The 21,493-nt window shown below is 73.3% G+C and carries 20 protein-coding genes and 1 pseudogene; 17 read left to right on the top strand and 4 right to left on the bottom strand.

Annotated features, from left to right (window positions below; translation table 11 throughout):
- Positions 1–57 precede the first annotated feature (57 nt).
- On the top strand, positions 58–1,599 hold the full coding sequence (mptB, locus tag AB0C99_RS11430; protein ID WP_362472863.1) for a polyprenol phosphomannose-dependent alpha 1,6 mannosyltransferase MptB: 1,542 nt from the start codon (positions 58–60) through the stop codon (positions 1,597–1,599).
- Here mptB and AB0C99_RS11425 read toward each other — a convergent pair.
- Both AB0C99_RS11425 and AB0C99_RS11420 read right to left on the bottom strand, forming a co-directional pair.
- Entirely contained in the window at positions 1,571–3,163 is a 1,593-nt protein-coding gene (locus AB0C99_RS11425; protein WP_362472860.1) for a D-aminoacylase, read from the bottom strand. The genes mptB and AB0C99_RS11425 overlap by 29 nt on opposite strands.
- A gap of 22 nt (positions 3,164–3,185) precedes the next feature.
- Positions 3,186–4,451 (bottom strand): alanine racemase, encoded by a 1,266-nt coding sequence (locus tag AB0C99_RS11420; RefSeq protein WP_362472858.1) that lies wholly within the window; start codon positions 4,449–4,451, stop codon positions 3,186–3,188.
- Between the two features lie 164 nt (positions 4,452–4,615).
- On the opposite strand from AB0C99_RS11420, the gene AB0C99_RS11415 reads away from it, so the two are divergent.
- The 5 genes from AB0C99_RS11415 to AB0C99_RS11395 all read left to right on the top strand — a co-directional run bounded on the left by AB0C99_RS11415 (position 4,616) and on the right by AB0C99_RS11395 (position 9,143).
- Positions 4,616–5,794: a sugar kinase gene (locus tag AB0C99_RS11415; RefSeq protein ID WP_362472855.1), complete on the top strand. Its 1,179-nt coding sequence runs from the start codon at positions 4,616–4,618 to the stop codon at positions 5,792–5,794.
- Positions 5,791–6,549 carry an IclR family transcriptional regulator gene (locus AB0C99_RS11410; RefSeq protein WP_362472852.1) on the top strand — a complete coding sequence of 253 codons (759 nt, stop codon included), beginning with the start codon at positions 5,791–5,793 and terminating at the stop codon, positions 6,547–6,549. Before AB0C99_RS11415 ends, AB0C99_RS11410 begins: the two co-directional genes overlap by 4 nt.
- Positions 6,550–6,561: 12 nt before the next feature.
- Complete coding sequence (locus tag AB0C99_RS11405) at positions 6,562–6,972, top strand: RidA family protein (RefSeq protein WP_362472849.1); 411 nt, start codon at positions 6,562–6,564, stop codon at positions 6,970–6,972.
- A gap of 115 nt (positions 6,973–7,087) precedes the next feature.
- Positions 7,088–8,554, top strand: coding sequence for a gluconate:H+ symporter (locus AB0C99_RS11400; protein ID WP_362472847.1), 1,467 nt, complete (start codon positions 7,088–7,090; stop codon positions 8,552–8,554).
- 55 nt (positions 8,555–8,609) lie between these two features.
- Positions 8,610–9,143, top strand: a complete 534-nt coding sequence (locus AB0C99_RS11395; protein ID WP_362472844.1) for a hypothetical protein — start codon at positions 8,610–8,612, stop codon at positions 9,141–9,143.
- A gap of 9 nt (positions 9,144–9,152) precedes the next feature.
- Here AB0C99_RS11395 and AB0C99_RS11390 read toward each other — a convergent pair whose 3' ends face one another.
- Entirely contained in the window at positions 9,153–10,496 is a 1,344-nt protein-coding gene (locus AB0C99_RS11390; protein ID WP_362472841.1) for a M14 family metallopeptidase, read from the bottom strand.
- A 209-nt stretch (positions 10,497–10,705) separates the two neighbouring features.
- Complete coding sequence (locus AB0C99_RS11385) at positions 10,706–12,364, bottom strand: glycosyl hydrolase family 18 protein (protein ID WP_362473190.1); 1,659 nt, start codon at positions 12,362–12,364, stop codon at positions 10,706–10,708.
- A 370-nt stretch (positions 12,365–12,734) separates the two neighbouring features.
- Between AB0C99_RS11385 and AB0C99_RS11380 the strand changes: the two genes are divergently transcribed.
- The 11 genes and pseudogenes from AB0C99_RS11380 to AB0C99_RS11330 all read left to right on the top strand — a co-directional run.
- The gene (locus tag AB0C99_RS11380) at positions 12,735–13,592 is read left to right on the top strand and encodes a hypothetical protein (protein WP_362472838.1); all 858 of its coding nucleotides are present in this window, start codon (positions 12,735–12,737) and stop codon (positions 13,590–13,592) included.
- A 107-nt stretch (positions 13,593–13,699) separates the two neighbouring features.
- Entirely contained in the window at positions 13,700–14,404 is a 705-nt protein-coding gene (gene cpaB, locus AB0C99_RS11375; protein WP_362472836.1) for a Flp pilus assembly protein CpaB, read from the top strand.
- A gap of 8 nt (positions 14,405–14,412) precedes the next feature.
- A complete protein-coding gene (locus tag AB0C99_RS11370; RefSeq protein ID WP_362472833.1) occupies positions 14,413–15,666 on the top strand; it encodes a P-loop NTPase in 1,254 nt (417 codons plus the stop codon).
- 1 nt (position 15,667) lies between these two features.
- Positions 15,668–16,054, top strand: a complete 387-nt coding sequence (locus AB0C99_RS11365) for a TadE/TadG family type IV pilus assembly protein (protein ID WP_362472830.1) — start codon at positions 15,668–15,670, stop codon at positions 16,052–16,054.
- The gene (locus AB0C99_RS11360) at positions 16,051–16,515 is read left to right on the top strand and encodes a TadE/TadG family type IV pilus assembly protein (protein ID WP_362472828.1); all 465 of its coding nucleotides are present in this window, start codon (positions 16,051–16,053) and stop codon (positions 16,513–16,515) included. The genes AB0C99_RS11365 and AB0C99_RS11360 overlap by 4 nt, the downstream gene beginning before the upstream one ends.
- Positions 16,512–17,858 (top strand): CpaF family protein, encoded by a 1,347-nt coding sequence (locus AB0C99_RS11355; RefSeq protein ID WP_362472825.1) that lies wholly within the window; start codon positions 16,512–16,514, stop codon positions 17,856–17,858. Before AB0C99_RS11360 ends, AB0C99_RS11355 begins: the two co-directional genes overlap by 4 nt.
- 143 nt (positions 17,859–18,001) lie before the next feature.
- Positions 18,002–18,958, top strand: a complete 957-nt coding sequence (locus tag AB0C99_RS11350; RefSeq protein WP_362472822.1) for a type II secretion system F family protein — start codon at positions 18,002–18,004, stop codon at positions 18,956–18,958.
- 15 nt (positions 18,959–18,973) lie between these two features.
- The gene (locus AB0C99_RS11345) at positions 18,974–19,861 is read left to right on the top strand and encodes a DUF5936 domain-containing protein (RefSeq protein ID WP_362473187.1); all 888 of its coding nucleotides are present in this window, start codon (positions 18,974–18,976) and stop codon (positions 19,859–19,861) included.
- A 10-nt stretch (positions 19,862–19,871) separates the two neighbouring features.
- A complete protein-coding gene (locus AB0C99_RS11340) occupies positions 19,872–20,465 on the top strand; it encodes a response regulator transcription factor (protein WP_362472819.1) in 594 nt (197 codons plus the stop codon).
- 90 nt (positions 20,466–20,555) lie between these two features.
- Entirely contained in the window at positions 20,556–20,792 is a 237-nt protein-coding gene (locus AB0C99_RS11335; RefSeq protein WP_362472816.1) for a Flp family type IVb pilin, read from the top strand.
- Positions 20,793–20,827: 35 nt separating this feature from the next.
- Positions 20,828–21,445: pseudogene (locus tag AB0C99_RS11330) on the top strand (hypothetical protein); the annotation flags it as partial.
- Between the last annotated feature and the right edge of the window lie 48 nt (positions 21,446–21,493).

Genomic DNA, 21,493 nt, shown 5'->3' with positions numbered 1-21,493 from the left:
CCGGGGCACCCGGGAGAGTGACGGGCGCGGGCCGGGACGCGGGTAGGTTGGTCCGTCATGTGGGTTTTCAGTACTGCCGGGTGCCGGTGGCTCGGGGCGGCCGGAGCGCTCGCCGTCGCCGTCGGCGGCTGGGCCGCCGGGACCTTGCCGGAGCGCGGCGGCTGGGGCCTGTGGGAGCCGCGCGGCTCCGCCGTCACGGTGGCCGGCGCCGTCCTCGCGTACCTCGGCCTGACCCTGCTCGTCGCCGCCTGGTGGCGCTACGGGCGCCTGTACGCCGAGGGCGCGCGGGACCGGATCGGGGTCACCCTCGCCTGCTGGACGGCGCCGCTGCTGCTCGTGCCGCCGCTCTACAGCGCCGACGTGTACAGCTACATCGCCCAGGGCGCGATGGTCCTCGAAGGCCATGACGTGTACGGGGCCGGGCCCGCCGTCCTCGGCCCCGGCGAGCTCGGCTGGGACGCCGCCGCCAGCGTCGGCGGGCACTGGACCGACACCCCCGCGCCCTACGGGCCGGTCTTCCTCGTCCTCGCGCAGGCCGTCGTGAAGCTCACCGGCGGCGCCGTCGTGCCCGCCGTCCTCGGGATGCGGCTGATCGGCGTCGGCGCGCTCGCCCTGATCGTCTGGGCGGTGCGCGGGCTCTCCGACGGGCGGCCCGGCGCGCTGTGGCTCGCCGCGCTCAACCCGCTGCTGCTCATCCACGTCGTCGCCGGGACCCACAACGACGGCCTGATGATCGGCCTCATGCTCGGCGGCCTGCTGCTGGCCGTGCGCGGGCGGTGGGTGGCCGGCAGCGTGCTGGTCGGGCTCGCGGTCATGGTGAAGTCGCCGGCGGCGGTGGCGCTGCTGTTCGTCGGGATCCTCGTGGCGCGGAGCGCCGGCGGGGGCGTCCGGGGCGTGCTGAAGGGGCTGCTGCCCGGGGTCGTCGCCGCGGCGGTCGCGGCGGGCGCGACGGTGGCGGCGGGGACCGGCTTCGGCTGGCTCCGCACCCAGAGCGTGGCCGGGACCATCCACACCGCGCTCTCCGTCACCAGCGACCTGGGCCTCGGGCTCGGGTTGCTCGTCGCGGACGACCCGGAGCCGGTGAAGGCGGTCGTCCAGCAACTGGGCCTGCTGGCGGCCCTCGGGATCATCGCGGCCCTCGGCCGGCGGGTCTGGAAGGGCCGGACCGACCCGGTGCTCGGCCTGGGCCTGTCGCTGCTGGCGCTGGTCGCGCTGTCGCCGATGGTGCAGCCCTGGTACGCGCTGTGGGGGGTCTGCGCGGTGGCGGCGGTCGCCTGGGACGGGCCGTGGGGGCGGTGGCTCGCGGTGGTCTGCGGGGCGCTCGCCTACGAGACGGCCCCCTCGGGCCGCACGCCCTGGTACGGCTTCGCGCTGATGGGCGTGGTGCTGGCGGTGGGCGCGGTGTGGCTGCGCCGGACCGCGCCCCCGGGCGGGGGCGCCCCGTCCGTCCCCGCCCCGCGGCGGCGGCGCCGTCGCGAGGCGGAGGCGGGTGCCGAGGCCGGTGCGGACGCGGGGACGGAGGCCGGGGCCCGGGGGCGGCGGCTGCCGTGGGGCGGCCGGTCGTCGTCCGTCAGCCGGTCGTCGTCCGGGTCCTCCTGACCGAGCGGCCCGCCAGCACGTCCGTGCGCTTGCCGTCCTCCATCACGAACCGGCCGTCGATCAGGACGTGCGGGATGCCCGTCGGCAGGGCGCGGGGGGACGCGTACGTGGAGCCCGCCGCGACCGTCGCCGGGTCGAAGAGGACCAGGTCCGCGCGGTAGCCCTCGCGGACCAGGCCGCGGTCCGGCAGGCGCAGCCGGGCCGCCGGGCGGGAGGTCAGGTGGGCGACGCACTCCTCCAGGGACAGGACGCCCTCCTCGCGCACGTACCGGCCCAGGTACTCCGGGAAGGTGCCGTAGGCGCGGGGGTGCGGCTTGGAGCCCTGGAGGATGCCGTCCGAGCCGCCCGTGTGGACCCGGTGCCGCATGATCGCCCGGACGTTCTCCTCGTGGCCCACGTGCTGGAGGATCGTCGTGCCCAGCCGGTCGGCCAGCAGCAGCTCGCGGGCGGCGGGCCAGCCGGACACCCGCCGGCCCACGGAGCCCGCGAGCGCCGGGTCCGTGACCCCCGAGATCTCGATGGTGTCCCAGTCGACCGGCACCCCGTGACAGCCGTCCGAGCCGAGCTCCTCCAGGTGGTGCCGGATCCGCTCGGCGGTCGCGTCGTCGCGCAGCCGGGCCAGCAGCGCCTCCGGCCCGCCCTCGTGCGCCCAGCTCGGGAGCACGGCCACCAGGGTCGTACAGCCGGGGGTGTACGGGTACGTGTCGAGGCTGATGTCCGCGCCGTCCGCCAGCGCCTCGTCGAGGAGGGCCAGCAGCTCCGGCGCCCGCCCCTCGTTGACGCCGAAGTTCATCGTGGCGTGGGCCAGGTGCAGGGCGCAGCCCGCGTCCCGGGTCAGCCGCACCATCTCCGCGTACGCCTCCAGGGCGCCCGCCCCGTAGGAGCGGTGGTGCGGGCAGTAGTAGCCGCCGTGGGCGGCGACCACCCGGCACAGCTCGGTCAGCTCAGCGTCGGGCGCGTACATCCCCGGCGTGTAGGTGAGGCCCGAGGACATGCCGACCGCGCCCTGCTCCAGGCCCTCGGCGACGAGCAGCCGCATCCGGTCCAGCTCCGCGTCGGTGGCGGGGCGGTCGTCCCAGCCGACCGCGTACATCCGGACCGTGCCCTGCGGGATCAGATAGGCGGCGTTGACGGCGATGCCCTGCCGGTCGAGCCGGTCCAGGTAGCCGCCGACGGTGCGCCAGTCGAAGTCGATGTCCGAGCCGTCGCCGTTCCAGCCGGTGATGGCGCGGCGGACCTCTTCGAGGGTGCGGTCGTCGACGGGCGCGTACGACAGACCGTCCTGGCCGAGCACCTCCAGGGTCACGCCCTGCGCGGCCTTGGCGCTGTGGTCCGGGTCGCGGAGCAGCGCCAGGTCGCTGTGGGCGTGCATGTCGATGAAGCCGGGGGAGAGGACGAGGCCGTCGGCGTCGACCGTCCGGCGGGCGGTGGGGCGCTGACAGCCGGCCGCCGCGCCCTCCTTGACGATCGCGGCGATCCGGCCGTCGGTGACGGCCACGTCGGCGCGGTAGGAGGGCGCGCCGGTGCCGTCGACGACCTCGGCGTCGCGGAAGACGAGATCCATGGTCGGGGCTCCTGTCGGCGGCTCAGAAGAAGGTGCGGACGTAGTCGACGACGGTGCCGTCCGCCTCGACGAGCGGGATCAGCTGCCACTTGTCGAAGGAGGTGCAGGGGTGGGAGAGGCCCATGCCGATCCAGTCGCCGACCTCGACGTCGGCCTCCGGGCCGGTGCGCAGCCAGCCGTGCTGGTCGGACAGGCCGGTGACGGTGACGCCGTCGGCGGGGCGGATCTCGCCGGTGCGGGCGTCGCGGACCACCTGGGCCTCGGGGAGGTGCAGGTCGTGGGCGGCGTCGCGCTTGCCCGCGTTGGTGAACGCCTGCTCGGGGGTGGGGCGGGAGACGACCTGCGCCCAGAGCCGGAAGGCGGGCTCCAGGGCGCCCTCCTCGGGGACCCGGTTGAAGGGCGTGAGCTCGCGGTAGTGGCCGGAGTCGTGGCTCACGTACGCGCCGGAGCGCAGCAGCTTCAGGACCGGCAGGGAGAGCGCGGGGATCTCGGCGAAGACCTCGGCGACCGCGTCGAACCAGGCGCTGCCGCCCGCGCTGACGACGATCTCCCCGACGGCCGGGTCGAAGCGGCCGGCCTTGTCGAAGTCGGCGGCGAGCGCGGTGAGGCGGCGCAGCCAGCCGCGGACCTTGTCCGGGTCGGCGCCCGGGACCTCGCCCTCGTAGCCCGCGACGCCGACGAGCCGGAGGGTGCGGGCGGCCGCGACGGCGTCGGCGACGGCGGCGCAGTCGGCCTCGGTACGGGCGCCGGTGCGGGCGCCGTCGCCCGCGCCGAGCTCGACGACGACGTCGACGGGACGGCCGGCGGAGGCGGCGCGCAGGGCCTCGTCCATGAGCTCGACGCCGCGCACGGAGTCGACGTAGCAGACGAAGCGGAAGTCCGGGTCAGCGTCGAGCTCGCCCGCGAGCCAGCGCAGGGCGACGGGGTCGACGACCTCGTTGGCGAGGAAGATCCGGGCGATGCCGTGGGCGCGGTAGACGCGGGCCTGGTGGGGGACGGCGGCGGTGATGCCCCAGGCGCCGTGGGCGAGCTGGCGGTCGAAGAGCTGGGGGGCCATGGAGGTCTTGCCGTGCGGGGCGAAGGCGAGCCGGTGGCGCTCCGCGTACTCCTCCAGGAGGCGCAGGTTGTGCGCGACGGACTCGGCGGAGAGGGCGAGGACGGGGGTGGTGAAGCCGCCGGTGAAGAGGTTGCGGCGCTGGGCGGCGAGCTCTCCGACGGTCAGCCCTTCGGCGTCCGGCGGCAGGGCCTTGAAGCGGTGGTCGACGACCTCGTTCGCCAGGTCCGGCATGGGTCCTCCTCCTTGAGGGTTCCGGCGCGGGAGGCGCTGCTGTTGCAGTATGTGCAACGCCCGTTGCGCGTATCGCTTAAGGCTGTCTAACATCCGGGCCAACGCCGGGTCAATGGAACCGGCGCCGAACCGCCCCCGCCGCACCAGCGTGAAGGAGCCCGAAGGTGACCGGAACCCCGCCTCCCGCGGACGAGGCGCCGGAGGTCGTCTGCCTCGGCGAATCCATGGTCACCTTCCTGCCCGAGCGGCCCGGGCGCCTCGCCGAGGTGCCCTCCTTCACCCGCGCGATCGGCGGTGCCGAGTCCAACGTCGCCTGCGCGCTGGCCGCCGCCGGACACCGCGCCAAGTGGGTCGGCCGGGTGGGCCGGGACGGCTTCGGGGAGCACCTGGTCCGGGCGATCGGGGGGTACGGGGTCGACGTGACCGCCGTCCGGACCGACCCGCGCCGGCCGACCGGCGTCTACTTCCGCACCGCCACCGACCGGGCGAGCGACGCGCACGAGGTCGTCTACTACCGGGCCGGGTCCGCCGCCTCCGCGATGTCGCCCGAGACCGTGCCGTACGCCGCCCTCGCCGACGCGCGGATCCTCCACCTCTCCGGCATCACCCCGGCGCTCTCCGCCTCCTGCCTGGCCCTCGTGCGCGAGCTGACCGCGCCCCGCGCCGGGCGCCCGCTCGTCTCCTTCGACGTCAACTTCCGCCCCGGGCTGTGGGCCGACCCGGCCGAGGGCGGCCGGGTGCTGCTGGAGCTGGCCCGGGGCGCCGACCTCGTCTTCGTCGGCGCCGACGAGGCGGAGGACGCCTGGGGCGTCGGCGAGCCGGAGGCGATCCGGGCGCTGCTGCCGGAGCCCGCGGTGCTCGTGGTGAAGCGGGGCGGGGAGGGGGCGGTCGTGTTCGAGCGGGGCGGGGAAGGGGCGGTCGTGTCCGAGCGCGCCGCCGTGTCGTCCCCGGGGGCGCCGCCCCCGGACCCCCGCGCCTCAAACGCCGGCGGGGCTGGATTCGCCCCCGGCGGGGAGGGAGCCGCCTCCGGTGGCGGGGCCGCCGCCCCCGACCTCGTCGTCTCCGTCCCCGCCCCCCGGGTCGACGTCGTCGCCCCCGTCGGGGCCGGGGACGCCTTCGCCGCCGGGTTCCTGTCCGGGACGCTGCGCGGGCTCGGTACCGTCGCCCGGGTGCGGCACGGGCACCTGACGGCCGCCGCCGCGCTCACCGTCCCCGGCGACCTCGCCGAACCGCCCCGGCGCGCCCGCGCCGACCGGCTCGCCGGACTCGACGAGGCGGCCTGGGGGAGACTGCACCTCGGCCCCGGGTGGACGGGGGACGACCAGGAGGTACGTACGCCATGAGCCAGACCGTCGATCGCGCGCTCAGCATCCTGCCGCTGCTCGCGCAGGGGCCCGCCGACCTCGGACAGGTCGCCGACCGGCTCGGCGTGCACAAGTCCACCGCCCTGCGGCTGCTGCGCACCCTGCACGAACACGGCCTGGTCTACCGCCAGCAGGACCAGCGCTACCGCCTCGGCGCCCGCCTCTTCGCGCTCGCCCAGGAAGCCGTCGAGAACCTCGACATCCGCGAGGTCGCCCACCCCCACCTCGCCGCCCTCAACAGCCGCATCGGCCACACCGTCCACCTCGCCGTCCACGAGGAGGGCGAGGTGCTCTACATCGACAAGGTCGAGAGCCGCTACCCGGTCCGGATGTACTCGCGCATCGGCAAGCCCGTCGCCATCACCGTCGCCGCCGTCGCCAAGCTGCTCCTCGCCGACCTCCCCGAGCCCGAGCGCCGCACGATCGCCGCCAAGCTGGACTACCCCCTGTACACGCCCCGTTCGACGCCCAACGCCGCCGCCTTCCTCAAGGAGCTGGCCACCGTGCGCGAACAGGGCTGGGCCACCGACCTCGGTGGCCACGAGGAGTCGATCAACTGCGTCGCCGCGCCCATCCGCGGCGCCGACGGGCGCGTCGTCGCCGCCATGTCGGTCTCCGCGCCGAACGTGGTGGTCACCGCCGAGGAGCTGCTCACCCTGCTCCCGCTGGTGCGCCGCACCGCCGACGACATCAGCCGCGACTACTCCGGAAACACCGCCAGGAAAGACAGTTAGGAAACGGACCGCATGACCGAGAAGATCGCCCTCGTCCCCGCCACCCACACCGCCCCGCCCGCCAAGTTCTCCCACGGCGTCAAGAAGGGCAACATCCTCCAGGTCGCCGGCCAGGTCGGCTTCCTGCCCGCCGTCGAGGGCCAGCCCCCGACGCCCGCGGGCCCGACCCTGCGCGAGCAGACCCTCCAGACCTTCGCCAACGTCAAGGCGATCCTCGAAGAGGGCGGCGCGAGCTGGGACGACGTGATGATGATGCGCGTCTACCTCACGGACGTCGACCACTTCGCCGAGATGAACGAGATCTACAACGCCTACTTCGAGGAGCAGGGCCTCAAGGCCCCCGCCTCGGCCCGCACCACGGTCTACGTCGGCCTGCCCAAGGGCCTGCTCATCGAGATCGACGCGCTGGCGGTCCTGAGCTGACCGTCCCGCTCCACCAGCCGCTTCACGGCACGGCGTTCACCCCGGAACGCCGTGCCGCGCCCCGCCCTGCCCGGAAACGAGACACGGAACCACCACAGAACCGAGGTCCCCCTCCATGAGCCTCACCCTCCTCGCCGCCGACGCGCCCCCTGCCCCGCCCCACACCGGCGGCGTGCTCCTCCTGATACCCGGCACCGCCGGCCTCCTCACGGTCGCCGCGCTCGGCATCGGCCTGCTGCTGCTCCTGATCATCAAGGCCCGGCTCCAGCCCTTCGTGGCGCTGCTCGCCGTCTCCCTCGCGGTCGGCCTCGCCGCCGGCCTCTCGGTCACCGAACTCTTCGGCACCGTCCAGAAGTCCGCCGCCACCTCCGTCATCGAGAACGGCATGGGCGGCATCCTCGGCCACGTCGCCATCATCATCGGCCTCGGCACCATGCTCGGCGCGATCCTGGAGGTCTCCGGCGGCGCCGAGGTGCTCAGCAGCCGGCTCCTCGGGCTCTTCGGCGAGAAGCGCGCCCCGCTCGCGATGGGCCTCACCGGCCTCATCTTCGGCATCCCGGTCTTCTTCGACGTCGGCATCTTCGTCCTCGCGCCGATCGTCTACGCCGCCGCCAAGCGGTCCGGAAAATCGATCCTGCTGTACTGCATGCCGCTGCTCGCGGGCCTCTCCATGACCCACGCCTTCCTGCCGCCGCACCCCGGCCCGGTCGCCGCCGCGGGCCTGCTGCACGTCTCGCTCGGCTGGGTCATCCTCATGGGCGTCATCGTCGGCGTCCCCGCCGTCCTCGCCGCCTGGGCCTACGCCGCCTGGATCGGCAAGCGCATCTTCGTCGAGGTCCCGCAGGACATGCTGGACGCGGCCGAGGAGGCCAGGGCCCGGGTGGCCGCGGAGCGCGGGGGCGGCTCGGAGGCGCCCGTACCGCTCGGCACGGTGCTCTTCATCATCGGCACGCCGCTGGTGCTCATCCTCGCCTCGACCTTCTCCTCGATCGCCCTCGACCCGTCCACGCTGCGCTCGGTGGTCGAGTTCTTCGGCAACCCCTTCGTCGCCCTGACGATCGCCCTGGTCCTCGCGTACTACCTGCTCGGCATCCGGCGCGGCTGGAGCCGCAAGTCCCTGGAGCAGGTGTCCACCTCGTCGCTGAAGCCGGTCGGCAACATCCTGCTGGTGGTCGGCGCGGGCGGCGTCTTCGGCGCGGTCCTCAAGGCCAGCGGGGTCGCCCAGGCCCTCTCCGACACCTTCGACGGCGTCGGCCTGCCGGTGATCGTGCTCGCCTACCTGATCTCGCTGGTGCTGCGGGTCGCCCAGGGCTCGGCCACCGTCGCCATCGTCACCACGGCCGGCATCGTGCTCCCGCTGGTCGAGGGCGGCGACCACTCGCAGGCGTTCCTGGCCCTGGTCATCATGGCGATCTCGGCGGGCTCGATCTTCGCCTCGCACGTCAACGACGGCGGCTTCTGGATGGTCTCCCAGTACTTCGGCATCTCGGAGCGGGACACCCTCAAGTCCTGGACGGTCCTCGAATCGGTGCTGTCCCTGGCCGGGTTCGTGGTCGCGGCGGCGCTCAGTCTGGTCGTCTAGCCGGGTAGCCGGGCCCACTTGCCCCGCTCACAGCATCGTCGGCCATACTTCCCCCGTGGAGAAGAGCTCAGGACCCAGCAGCATTCCGCCCCTCCAGGGCGCCGCGGCCGATCCGGCGTTCGTCCCCGGGATCACGGGGCCACGCCCGGAGGAGGAGGCGACGACGGCGGCCGGACCGGTGGTGACGGACGAGGCGCCGGAGAGCCCCGAGACCTCGGAGGCCGGTGAGGCTTCCGAGGCCGGCGAGGCCGTCGAGGACGCCGTGCCCGACACGGCCGACACGGCCGACGCGGCCGAGGGGCCCGTCTTCGAGGCCGCCGACCGGCGGGCCCGGATCACCGCCGACGGCTCTGGTGTGCGGCTCAGCCTCGACGAGGAGAGCTGCGAGTTCCGCTGGGACGAGATCGGCGCGGTCGAGACCGCGTCGGGGCGCTTCGGCAAGCGGTTCACCGTCACCGTGCACACCCCTGACCGGCGCTGGTACCCGATCGAGATCGACGCACCGGCCAGGGGACGCATCACGGAGTGGGAGTCACAGCTCGACGCCGTGCTGGACGCCTACTTCGACGAGGACGCCAAGACCGCCTAGCGGTGGCGCCTAGCAGTACTGCGCGGCCTTGCCGATCGAGCGGTACATGCAGTCGCTGTTCTCCAGGAGCTGGAGCACGGCGTCCTTGTTGCGGCTGGTCTCCCGCTCGATGACCTCGTCGGGCGGGTAGAAGCCGCCGCTCCAGGAATCGGTCGGGTACATCTCGAAGGTGTACGCGAAGATCTTCTGCGCGCCCCACAGATAGTCGTCGATCGACCCGTCCGTGATGTACAGGTCGCTGGACTGCTCGGCGGTGTAGCCGTTGCTCGCCGCCATCTTCTTGCCGACCGCGGCGAAGGCGTCGCGGTCGTCCTGCGTCATGCCCGTGGCGGTGTCCGCGGTGGTCCAGCCGAAGGGCCACAGCACCAGTTCGCTGTACGTGTGGAAGTCGATGGCGCTCTTGATCTGCTGCTTGCCGCCGACGACCCGGGAGCGGACGAAGTCGGCGACGACCTTCACCTCGGGCGCGGACTCGGGCGCCGCGCCCCGGTAGGTCTCGGAGCTCTTGGAGCTTGAGGAGCCGCCGCAGCAGCCCCACTTGTAGTCCCAGTTCCGGTTGAGGTCCGTACCGACGTACGTGGAGCCGGAGTTGGGCTGCCGGTTCTTGCGCCAGCTCCGGTAGGAGCCGCTGGCGATGTCGTACTCGCCGCCGTCCGGGTTGAGGTCCGGCACGATCCAGATCTCGCGGTTGTTCACCACGTCGGTGACCCGCGGGTCCGAGCCGTAGCCGGCGCCCAGCTCGCGCAGCAGGTACAGCGCCATCTCGACGGTGAGGTGCTCGCGGGCGTGCTGGTGGGCGGTGAAGAGGACCTCGGGCTCGTTCTCGTCGGTGCCCACGTTGTCGCTGACCTTGATCGCGATGATGTCGCGGCCCTGGTACGTCTTGCCGATCACCCGCTTGCTCATGATCGAGGGGTAGGCGGCGAGGCGCTGGTCGATCTCCGCGTTCATCTCGGCGAAGTTGTGGTACTTCGCGTCGGCGGACGGGAAGTCGAGCGGCCCGAGGGCGCTGGCGGCTGACTTGCCGCGGTCCGGCGGCGCGGGCAGGGCCACCGGCTTGTAGCCGAGGCTCTTGAGGTGCGCCGCCTGCTGGGCGTTGCCGCTCACGACGACGTGGCCGGCGTCGACCTCGTCGATGGAGACGCCGGTGGCGGCGAGGGCGGTGCGTTCGGCGGGGGTGGCGGGTCCGGCGATCTCGTACTGCCGGATGACCTCCTCCCCGCCGCGGGCGGCGGCGGTCGGCGCCGGGTCGGCCCCGGCGGGGGTAGCGAGCGCGGAGATCGGCGCCGCGAGGGCGAGCGCCAGGAGGCCCGCCAGCGCGGCGGACCTTCCTCCGCGGATACGAAGTCGCATGCTGTCTCCTGGGTGGGGAGTGTGGGGGAGTGCGACAGACGGCCGTGCGGTGCTGACATGGTGGAGCCATGACATGGACCGGTCAAGGCGTGGGGTTCGGCCACATTCTTCCGGCCCCGGACCCGGGAAACGGCGCAGCGCCGCCGGGGGAGCGGCGGCGCTGCGAGGTGATTTCCCCCGAAGGGGTTATGGCGTCGGTACGGCTACGGCTACGGCAGGCCGTGGACGTGCGGGCCGACCGCGTTCGACCAGGCGTTGCCGGCCGTCGCGTCCCAGTTGGTGGACCAGGTCATGGCGCCGCGGATGCCCGGGTAGGTCTGGGCGGGCTTGAAGCTGCCGCAGGAGGTGCCCTTGGCGAGGCAGTCCAGGGCGTTCTTCACGATCTGCGGGTCCACGTAACCGCTGCCCGCGCCGCGGGTCGACGCGGGCACGCCGAGGCCGACCTGGGAGGCGTCGAGGCCGCCCTGGAGCTGGATGCAGGCGAGCGCGGTGAGGAAGTCCACCGAGCCCTGGCTGTAGACCTTGCCGTCGCAGCCGAGCATCGCGCCGCTGTTGTAGTACTGGGTGTTGATCACCGTGAGGATGTCCTTCACGGCCAGCGCGGTCTTGAAGTACTCGGTCCCGGTCGACTGCATGTCGATGGTCTGCGGGGCCATCGTGATGACCAGCGAGGAGCCCGCCTTGGCGGAGAGCTGGCGCAGCGCCTTCGTCAGGTACGTGGAGTTGATGCCGTGCTCCAGGTCGATGTCCACGCCGTTGAAGCCGTACTCCTGCATCAGGGCGTACGCGCTGTCGGCGAAGGCGGTGGCGGAGGCGTCGCTGTTGATCGTGACGTTCCCCTTCTCGCCGCCGACCGAGAGGATGACGGACTTGCCGGCCGCCTTCTTCGCGGCGACGTCCGCCTTGAAGTCGGCGACGGAGGCGTAGCCGACCGCCGGGTCCAGGTTGAAGGCGAGCTGGCCGGCCGTGGTGGTGGAGTCGGCGAAGGAGACGGCGATGATGTCGTACTGCGCCTGGACGTCCCGCAGCTTCTGCTTGGCGGCGCCGTTGTCGAAGTTCTGCCAGTAGCCGGTCACCGCGTGCTTGGGCACGGCCGGGCCGGGGCCCGGGTCGGTGGGCTTGGCCGTCTTCACGGAGACGGCGGCGGACTTGGCGGACTCCCCGGCGGTGTTGGTGGCGGAGACCTGGAACTGGTACGTCGTGTCGGCCGTCAGGCCCGCGATCGTGGCCGAGGCGCTGTTGACCGTGGTGGCGAGGGCGCCGTCCTTGTAGACCTTGTAGGCGGTCGCGTTGGAGACCGCGCCCCAGGTCAGCGGGACGGACGTGGTGGTGGGCGCGCCCGCGGCGAGGCCGGCGGGGACGGCCGGGACGGTGGGCTGCGGGTCGGTGCCGCCGCCCCCGTCGGGCCCGAAGACGCTCACGTCGTCGACGGAGTAGGCGGCCGTGCCGTACCAGCCGTGCGTGTAGACCTGCACCGAGGTGGTGTTGGCGCCGGTGGTGAACGTGGTGGTCAGCTGCTTCCAGCCGGCGCTGTCCGGGGTCCAGGTGGAGACGTCGGTGGTGCCGGTGCCGCTCGCGCCGAGGTACGCGTAACCGCCCTGCACCCACGCGCTCAGCGTGTACGTGGAGCTGGGCTTCACCGTGACGGTCTGGCTGCACTTGGCGTTGTCGAGGCCGGCCGGGGCGGCCCGCAGGGCGCCGGCGCCGGTGCGCACCGGCGAGGCGACGACGCTGCCGCTGCCCGCGGAGCAGGTCCAGTTGGCGAGGCCGTTCTCGAAGCCGGCGTTCTTGGCCACGTTGACGTCCGCGGCCTGGGCGGTTCCGGTGCCGCCGACGAGGACGAGTCCGGCGCCTACGGCGAGCGCCAGGGCGGCTCTGGTGGTGCGGTCCACTTGCTGCCTCCGGTGGGGGAGTGGGGAGGGCGGGGGAAAGGCAGGTAAGGCGGGAAAGGCGGAAAAGGCAGGGGAGGGGAGGCCGTACGCCTTCGTACGGAGGTGCGGAACGGTGGCCACCGTCGGGGGAACAAGCTGGTCCAGACCAATCGGGTTGTCAAGACCTCTGGCAGGAGCCGCAGTTCAGGACCGCCCCGTCGCGGACGTCCGAGGGCCGAGAAAGTGACGGAGCTTGAAGGATTGTCTGTTCACCACCCCGGGAGACGTGGATAAAGTGCAGAGGCGTGACGCCGCGAACGCGGCACGTAGTGGTCGTAGGGGTCAGTGAGGGATCGGGGGAGCCCGCGTGCCGACAGCGATTGCGGTCACCAGCCCCGATCTGGTGCTGCCGCCCACCGACCCGGCGACCCCGCCCGCCGCCGTGCTGCCCGGACCGGAGACCCGGTCCCTCGACGCCGCCCTCGCCGACGTCCAGCTCCTGCTCGACCGGCACGGACACGTCGTCGTCGTCTGCCCCGCCGCCGCGTCCCCGGCCACCGAACAGCGCCTGCACACCGTCCGCGCGCTGCTCGAATCCGACCGGATCGCGATCGTCAGGACCGCCCTGCCGCCGCTCGGCGCCGCCGTCCTCGTCCGCCAGCTCCGCCAGCTCTCCGGCTGCGACTTCAGCCCCGGCGTCCTCGCCTCCGCCGCCCGGCTGCTCACCCACTACGTCTACGCGGGCGCCGTCCTCGGCTCCGTCGCCAAACTGGACCGCGTCCCCGTCGGCCTCACCTCGCACGTCAAGGGCTGGCTGCCCGGCGCCCAGTTCGGCGTCCTCGCCGGACCCGTGGCCGAACTCGTACGCGTCGGATCCGGCCCCGACGCGCTCACCGGGCCCGAGTTCACCACCGACCTCGTGCTCGCCCGCGGCCAGCTCCAGAGCGACTGGCCCGCCACCGTCCTCGCCCCGCGCTGGCAGGTCCGCGCCGTCCAGGAGACCGCGCTGCCCGAGTCCTCGCCCCGCTGGTGGGGGACGCCGAAGCTGGTCGAGTTCGCCGCCCACCTCGCCGACCTGCCCGTCCTCTACCAACTGGTCGCCTCCGTCCGCCGGGAGACCTGCCACTGGTGCCGGATGGAGCTCATCGGCGACCGCTGCGGCTTCTGCGCCGCCCCGCTGCCCGCGGCCGAACCGCCCAGGGCGACCGCCCCGTCGCCCCGCTAGCCCGGTGGACCGCCGCTCATGCCCCCGCCCCCGTCGCCCTCCCCGCCCCCGTCCCTGTCCCCCGCCCGCCCGTCGCGCCACACGTCCACGATCGAGGTAGTACGGCCATGAACTCCCGCCAGCGCCGTGGTGTCATCCTGCTGCTCCTCTCCGTCCTGTGCGCCCTCGGCGCCTTCGCCGGCGTGCTCTCGGTGATCGGCGACGTGAACTCCAAGGTCGGCCCCGAGGTCACCGCGTACCGGGTCAAGGACGACATCCAGCCGTACACCGCGCTCGGGCCCGGCCGCTTCGAGAAGATCACGATGCCCGAGCGCTGGCTTCCGGCCACCGCCGTCACCGACCTCGCGCAGACCGAGGGCAAGATCGCCGTCACCACCCTCAAGGCCGGCTCGCTCCTCCAGAGCGACATGATCGTCAAGCGCCCGGCGCTCGAACCCGGCCAGCAGGAGATCGCCATCATGATCGACGCCGCCACCGGAGTGGCCGGCAAGATCACCCCCGGCGCCACCGTCAACATCTACGCCACCTTCGCGGGCGAACGCGGCGGCCAGGCCGCCCAGTCCAAGATGATCGTCGCCGGGGCCAAGGTCATCGACGTCGGGCAGCTCACCGCCCTCACCCCCGACCGCGAGGACCGCAACCGCGCCACCGAGGCCGTCCCGATCACCTTCGCGCTCTCCACCGTCGACACCCAGCGCGTCGCCTACGCCGAGTCCTTCGCCGAGCACGTCCGGCTCGCCCTGGTCGCCCCCGGCGGCGGCACCCCGCCCGACGCCCGCGACCGCACCTACACGCTCGACAAGGACAAGTGAGGCCCCGCATGACCACCAGGATCCTGCCGGCGGTCGGCGACCCGGACGCGGCCCGCGCGGTCACCACCCTCATCGGCCAGCTCCCCGACGCCGAGCCCGCCGCCCCCGTCACCGACTCGACCCAGCTCGTCGACACCCTGGCCCGCCTCGCCGCCGACTCCCTCGACGAGCTCCCCGAAGTCGTCCTCGTCCACGAGCGGATCGGCCCCGTGCCCGCCCTGGAGCTGATCCGCGAGGTCGCCCTCCGCTTCCCCGCCGTCGGTGTCGTGCTCATCACCGCCGACGCCAGCCCCGTGCTCTTCTCCGCCGCCATGGACTCCGGCGCCCGCGGCCTCGTCACCCTCCCCCTCGGCTACGAGGAGCTCGCCAGCCGCGTCCAGGCCGCCGCCCAGTGGTCCACCGGCGTCCGCCGCCACCTCGGCGCCGGGACCGAGGCCCTCACCGGACCCGGCGGCCGGGTCGTCACCGTCAGCGGCGCCAAGGGCGGCGTCGGCGCCACCGTCACCGCCGTCCACCTCGCCCTCGCCGCCCGCGCCTCCGGCCACACCGTCGCCCTCGTCGACATGGACCTCCAGGGCGGCGACATCGCCTCCTACCTCGACGTGCAGTTCCGCCGCTCGCTCGCCGACCTCGCCGCCGTCGACGACATCTCGCCCCGGGTCCTCCAGGACGCCGTGTACGTCCACGAGACCGGCGTCAGCCTGCTGCTGGCCCCCGCCGAGGGCGAGCGCGCCGAGGAGGTCACCGACCGCTCCGCCCGCCAGATCGTCAGCGCCCTGCGCAGCCGCCACGAGATCGTCGTCATCGACTGCGGCACCCACCTCGACAGCGCCGGGGCCGCCGCCGTCGAGATGGCCGACACGGCCCTGCTGGTCACCACCCCCGACGTCGTCGCCGTCCGGGCCGCCAAGCGGACCGTCCGCATGTGGGACCGGCTCCAGGTCCGCAAGCCGGAGGAGACGACCCTGCTCGTCAACCGGCACCAGCGCTCCGCCGAGATCCAGCCGCCCCTGGTCCAGAAGATCACCGGCACCCGGATCGCCGGCGTCACCGTCCCCGCCCACTTCAAGGAGCTCGCCGCCGTCGTCGACGCGGGCCGCCTCCACGACCTCGACACCCGCTCCACCGTCAAGCAGGCCCTGTGGGCGCTCGCGGGCGAACTGGGCCTGGTCAAGACCGGCGCCCCGGCCCAGGGCAAGGAGCTGGTACGGGGCGGGGAGCGCGGCGCCCTCGGGCTGCGGCGGCGCGGGGCGGGCCGCTGACATGGGACGCGCCGCCGACACGGGACGCGCCGGGCGGGACGACAGGGGGCAGGTGGCCGTCGAGTTCGTCGGCATGCTGCCCCTGATCCTGCTCACCCTGGTGCTCCTGTGGCAGTGCGTGCTGATCGGCTACACCTTCACCCTCGCCGGGAACGCGGCCGACGAGGGCGCGCGCGCCGGGGCCGTGGACGGCGACTGCGCGGCGGCGGCGAAGCGGCACCTGGACGGGGCGTGGGCGGCCGGCGCCAGGCCCGACTGCGGGCGGGACGGCGGGCTCTACCGGGCGACCGTCAGGCTGCGGGTGCCGGTGCTCTTCCCGGGCGCGGGCAGCTTCCCGTTCGACGTGACCGGCGACGCCGCGGCCGTATGGGAGGGGGAGGGACGATGAGACGACGACGGGGAAGCCCCCCGCGCCTCCGCCGGTCCCGGCGCACCCGGCCGCTCCGGCCCGGGCGGCCCGGTGGGCGGGGCCTCGCGCGACGGCCGCGCGACCGGGGCCAGGTCGCCGTCGAGTACCTGGGCTTCCTGCCGCTGCTGCTCCTCGTCGGCCTCGTCGGCGTGCAGTTCGGCATCGCCGCGTACGCCGCCCAGCAGGCGGGCACGGCCGCGCGGGCGGCGGCACGGGCCGCGAGCGTGGACGACCCCGAGTCCGTACCCGGGCCGGAGGCCGTGGCGCGGGCGTCGGTCAGCGGCTGGACGGCGAACCGGATCACGCGCGTGCTGGTGGACGGCGGCACGGCGACCGTGACCGTCTCCATCCCCTCCCTCATCCCCTTCGCGAGCTTCGACCCCGTGACCAGGACCGCCGTCATGCCCCTGCCCGACGCCCCCCAGGAGGACCGGCCGTGAGTCTCAGGTCCCGTATCGGCCACCCCGAGGAGACCGGCGCCGCGGGCGGCGGCCGGGAGGACGGACACCTCGTCGCGTCCTTCCGGGCCAAGCTCCTGGAGGAGATCGACCTCACCGAGATGTCCGCGCTCGCCGCCGCCGAGCGCCGGGCCCGCCTGGAGCGGGTCCTCGGGCACATCATCAGCCGCGAGGGCCCCGTCCTCTCCACCGCGGAACGGGCCCAGCTGATCCGGCGCGTGGTCGACGAGGCGCTCGGGCTCGGCGTCCTCGAACCGCTCCTCGAAGACGCCTCCATCACCGAGATCATGGTCAACGGCCCGGACCAGATCTACATCGAGCGCGCGGGCCGGGTGGAGCTGCTGCCGCTGCGCTTCGCCTCGCACGAGCAGCTGATGCAGACCATCGAGCGGATCGTGTCGACCGTCAACCGGCGGGTCGACGAGTCCAACCCGATGGTCGACGCCCGGCTGCCCTCCGGCGAGCGCGTCAACGTCGTCATCCCGCCGCTCTCGCTCACCGGCGCCACCCTCACCATCCGCCGCTTCCCCCGCGCGTACACCCTGCACGAGATGGTCGGCCTCGGCTCCCTCGACGAGCAGATGCTGCTGCTGCTCTCCGGGCTGGTCCAGGCGAAGTTCAACATCATCGTCTCCGGCGCCACCGGCACCGGGAAGACCACGCTGCTCAACGCGCTGTCCGGGCTGATCCCCGACGGCGAGCGGGTCATCACCATCGAGGACTCCGCCGAACTCCAGCTCCAGCAGTCCCACGTGATCCGCCTTGAGGCCCGCCCGCCCAACATCGAGGGCCGGGGCGCCGTCACCATCCGCGACCTCGTCCGCAACTCGCTCCGGATGCGCCCCGACCGGATCGTGGTCGGCGAGGTCCGCGGCGGCGAGACCCTCGACATGCTCCAGGCCATGTCCACCGGCCACGACGGCTCGCTCGCCACCGTGCACGCCAACTCGGCCGAGGACGCCCTGATGCGGCTCCAGACCCTGGCGTCGATGTCGGAGGTCAAGGTGCCCTTCGAGGCGCTGCGCGACCAGATCAACAGCGCCGTCGACGTCCTCGTCCAGCTCACCCGGCACCCCGACGGCACCCGCCGGGTCACCGAGATCGCGATCCTCGCCTCCGACGGGCGCGAGCGCTATCTGCTGGCCACCGTCTGCCGGTTCCTGGCCCAGCCGCCGGCGGCCGATGGACGGGTGTACGGGGAGTTCGCGTACCACCCGCTGCCGCGCCGGGTCGCCCAGCGGCTGTACATGGCCGGGCAGCCGCTCCCGCAGGCGTTCGGGGTGGCCGCGCACGAGGAGCAACTGGCGGTGCGGGAAGCGAAGTAGCCGAAGCGGGGGACGAGGAGCGGGCGAAGAGGGACAGAGGGACAGAGGGACAAGGCCAGAGGAACAGGGCCAGAGGAACAAGGCCAGAGGAACAAGGCCAGAGGAACAGGGCCAGAGGACAGGGCCAGGGGGAGAAGGAGAGGATGACCGACGTGAACCCGACGCTGCTGACCGTGGGCGCGACGCTGGTCTGCTGTGTGCTGGCGGTGCTCGGCATCCGGACGTACGCGAGCGGGGCCGCCCAGAAGGCCGCGCTCATCGCCCGCCTGTCCGCCGACGCGGGCGAGGGCGGGGACGGCGGTCCGGGCGGGCGCCGCCGCCCGTTCCGGGGCCTGGACCGGCGCGTCCGCCGCACCGCCTTCGGGCGCCGGCTGGAGCGGCGTATCTCGGCCACCGGACTCGACGTGACGCCCGGCGAGTTCGTGGTCGCGATGACGGCGACGGTCGTCGTCCTGTGGGTCGTCGGCCAGGCCCTGCTCTCCCCGTTCTTCGGCCCGATCTGCGGCTTCCTCGGGGTGTGGGTGGCGCTGGGCTTCCTCAACTGGCAGCGGCAGAAGCGGATCGAGAAGTTCATCAACCAGCTCCCCGAGCTCTCCCGCATCCTCGCCAACGCTACCCAGGCCGGACTCGCGCTGCGGATGGCGCTCTCGCTCGCCGCCGACGAGCTGGAGGCCCCGGCCGGCGACGAGCTGGAGAAGGTGGCCCAGCAGCTCGCCGTCGGCACCTCGGTCGACGAGGCGCTCGGCGAGCTGGCCGAGCGGCTGCCCTCGCGCGAACTCGTCGTCCTCGTCACGACGCTGGTCCTGGCGAACCGGGCGGGCGGCACCGTGGTCTCCTCGCTGCGCAACCTCACCGACACGCTGGAGGAGCGCAAGGAGACCCGGCGCGAGGTCCGCACCCAGCTCTCGCAGGTGAGCCTCACGGCGTACGCGGTGCCGGTCATCGGCGTCGGCTCGCTGCTGCTCATCGACAACATGCAGCCGGGCGCGCTGGACCGGATGACCGGCTCGGGCCTCGGGCAGCTCGCGGTGGTGATCGCCGTGGCGCTGTACGGGCTCGGCTTCGTCGCGATCCGCCGCTTCTCGAAGATCGACGTGTAGGGGCGTGTGACGACCGTGGACCTCCTCCTCGCCCTGCTGGCCGGGCTCTCCGTCGCCGGTGTCTGCTACGGCGTCCGGCTCTACCGCGCGGACGCGAAGCTGCCCTCGGACCTCCAGCTCGCCCTGGAGGTCGGCGCGACCCGGACCGGGGCCGTCGACTCGCTCGTGGACCGGCTCGGGATGCGCTGGTCGCCCGCCGTGCTGCGGCTGATGGGGCCCAAGCGGGTCAGCTCGGTGCGGCGCCGGATCGACCTGGCCGGCAACCCCGGGGGCCTGACGATCGACCGGTACGGGGCGCGGCGGGCCGTCTACGGCTTCCTCGGGGTGCTCGGCGGGCTGCTGATGCTGACCAGGGGCTCGTTCCTGGTCGCGGTGCTGCTGTTCGCCTTCGGCGCGTTCTGGACCGAGGTGGGCATCTGGTCGGCGGTGCGGATCCGCAAGGACCAGATCGAGCGGACCCTCCCGGACTTCCTCGACGTGCTCGCCGTCGTCGTCTCCGCCGGGCTCGGCTTCCGGCAGGCGCTGGAGCGGGTCGCGGAGCGGTACGAGGGGCCGTGGGCGGACGAACTGCGGATCACCCTGCGCCAGATGGACATGGGCGTCAGCCGCCGCCAGGCGTTCGACGAGCTGCGGCGACGCAACGACTCGGAGCAGGTGGCGCAGTTCGTCACGGCGCTCCAGCAGGGCGAGGAGCTGGGCGCGCCGATCGTCGACACGCTGATCCAGATCGCGACCGACATGCGGCGCACCGACGCGCAGAACGCGCGGCGCAAGGCGGCGAAGGCGGTGCCCAAGGCGACGATGGTGATCACGACCCTGATGGTCCCGGCGACGATGATCCTGCTGGGGGCGGGCCTGTTCCTCGGCACGGGCACCGACTTCGGCTCGATCACCGGCGAGTGAGGTGAGGGGAGTGCTGAGAGTCCTGGTGGTGAGCCCGAACCCGGTGGTCCGGGCGGGCCTCACGACGCTGTTCGGGGCGCGGGCGGGGCTGCGGGTGGTGGGCGTCGTCGCGGAGCCGCCGGACGCCCGCGAGACGGTGACGACGGCCCGCCGCACGGCCCCGGACCTGATCCTCCTGGACTCCGCGACGGCGCCGCGGGACCTGACCGCGGCGGCGCCGGTCCTGCTGCTGACCCACCCGGGCGCGGGGGTGCCGGAGGGGGTGCCGCACCTGGTCCACGGGGCGTTCACGGTGGCGGAGCTCTTACGGGTGATGCGTGCGACTGCACATGGTGGCGGAAGCTCAACTGTCTCGAACATATTGCGTTTTCGAAATCCTGCTTCGCAGATGCAACCAAGTGTGGGACGCTTCGGTCTGAGTGCGAGGGAGGCGGAGGTGATGGACCTGATCGCGTCGGGCATGACGAACCAGCAGATCGCCGCCAGCTGCTCCATCACCGAGAAGACGGTGAAGAACCACATCAACCGCATCTTCGCCAAACTCGACAGCGCCACCCGCGGCGAGGCCATCGCCTCCTGGCTCGGCACGAGGACGGCGTCATGACTACCCACCGTGATTGGGCCTACGGACCCTGTGAACGCCCCGCCTCGGAGGCGTACCCTGCCCGCGTCGCCGGACACGGAGGGGAAGACCATGAACGACGCACTGCTGAAGCTCCTGACCAAGGCCCGCGTACAGGCGGGCAGTTGGTCGAGGAGGCGCGGGGACCGCGGGCAGACGGCGGTGGAGTACCTGGGGATCATCGTGGTGGTGGTGGCGATCGTGGTCGCGATCACGGGCACGAGCATCGGCCAGGACATCAAGAACGCGATCTCCAAGAAGATCGGCGAACTGACGGGCGGCGGCGGCGGCCAGGGCGGCGGGCACTAGCCGGCCGCCCGGCGGGCGATGCGGGCCAGGCGTTTCCCGTCTACGTGGCGGTGATCGCCGGTCTGCTCTTCCTGGCGTTCGTGTACTTCGCCGTCGGACAGGCGGCGGCCACCCGCAATGGCGGGCAGACCGCGGCCGATGCCGCCGCGCTCGCGGCGGCGCAGGACGCCCGGGAGCAACTGCGGGACGGCTGGCTCGACGTGATCCTGGATCCCGGTGCCTGGGGCGGGTACCTGCGGGGTGAGGAGTACGACACCGGACGCGCCTGCGAGCGGGCGGATCTCTTCGCGTCGAAGAACCGCGCGGAGCTCTGGGACACGGGGTGCACCCCCCTGGAGTCCGGCTTCCGGGTGCGGATCCGCACGCTCGACGCCGTGGGCCTGCCGGGGGCGGCCAAGCAGCACGCGGTGGCGAGCGCGACCGCCGTGCTCGAACCGCGCTGCGTCTTCGAGGAGCCTCCGCCGACGTCTCCGCCGACGCCCAGCACTCCCACGCCCACCGGCACGGCGACGCCCGAGCCGACACCGACGCCGAGCCCCGAACCGGAACCCATCACCGGCCTCGTCTGCGACGGCGTCGAGTGGACCATCGACCCCGAGCGCCCGAGGCTGCCCGACGCGGCTGTCCTCTTCTCCGTCCGACTGGCCGACTGACGAGCGAAGGACCCTGTTCTGATGAGTGTGCGGCACGCAACGAAGGCC

Source organism: Streptomyces sp. NPDC048659 (assembly GCF_040650575.1).
In the GTDB taxonomy this organism is placed as follows: Bacteria; Actinomycetota; Actinomycetes; order Streptomycetales; family Streptomycetaceae; genus Streptomyces.
Note: the sequence above shows the minus strand (reverse complement) of the source record. Positions and strands in the feature narration are given on the sequence as shown.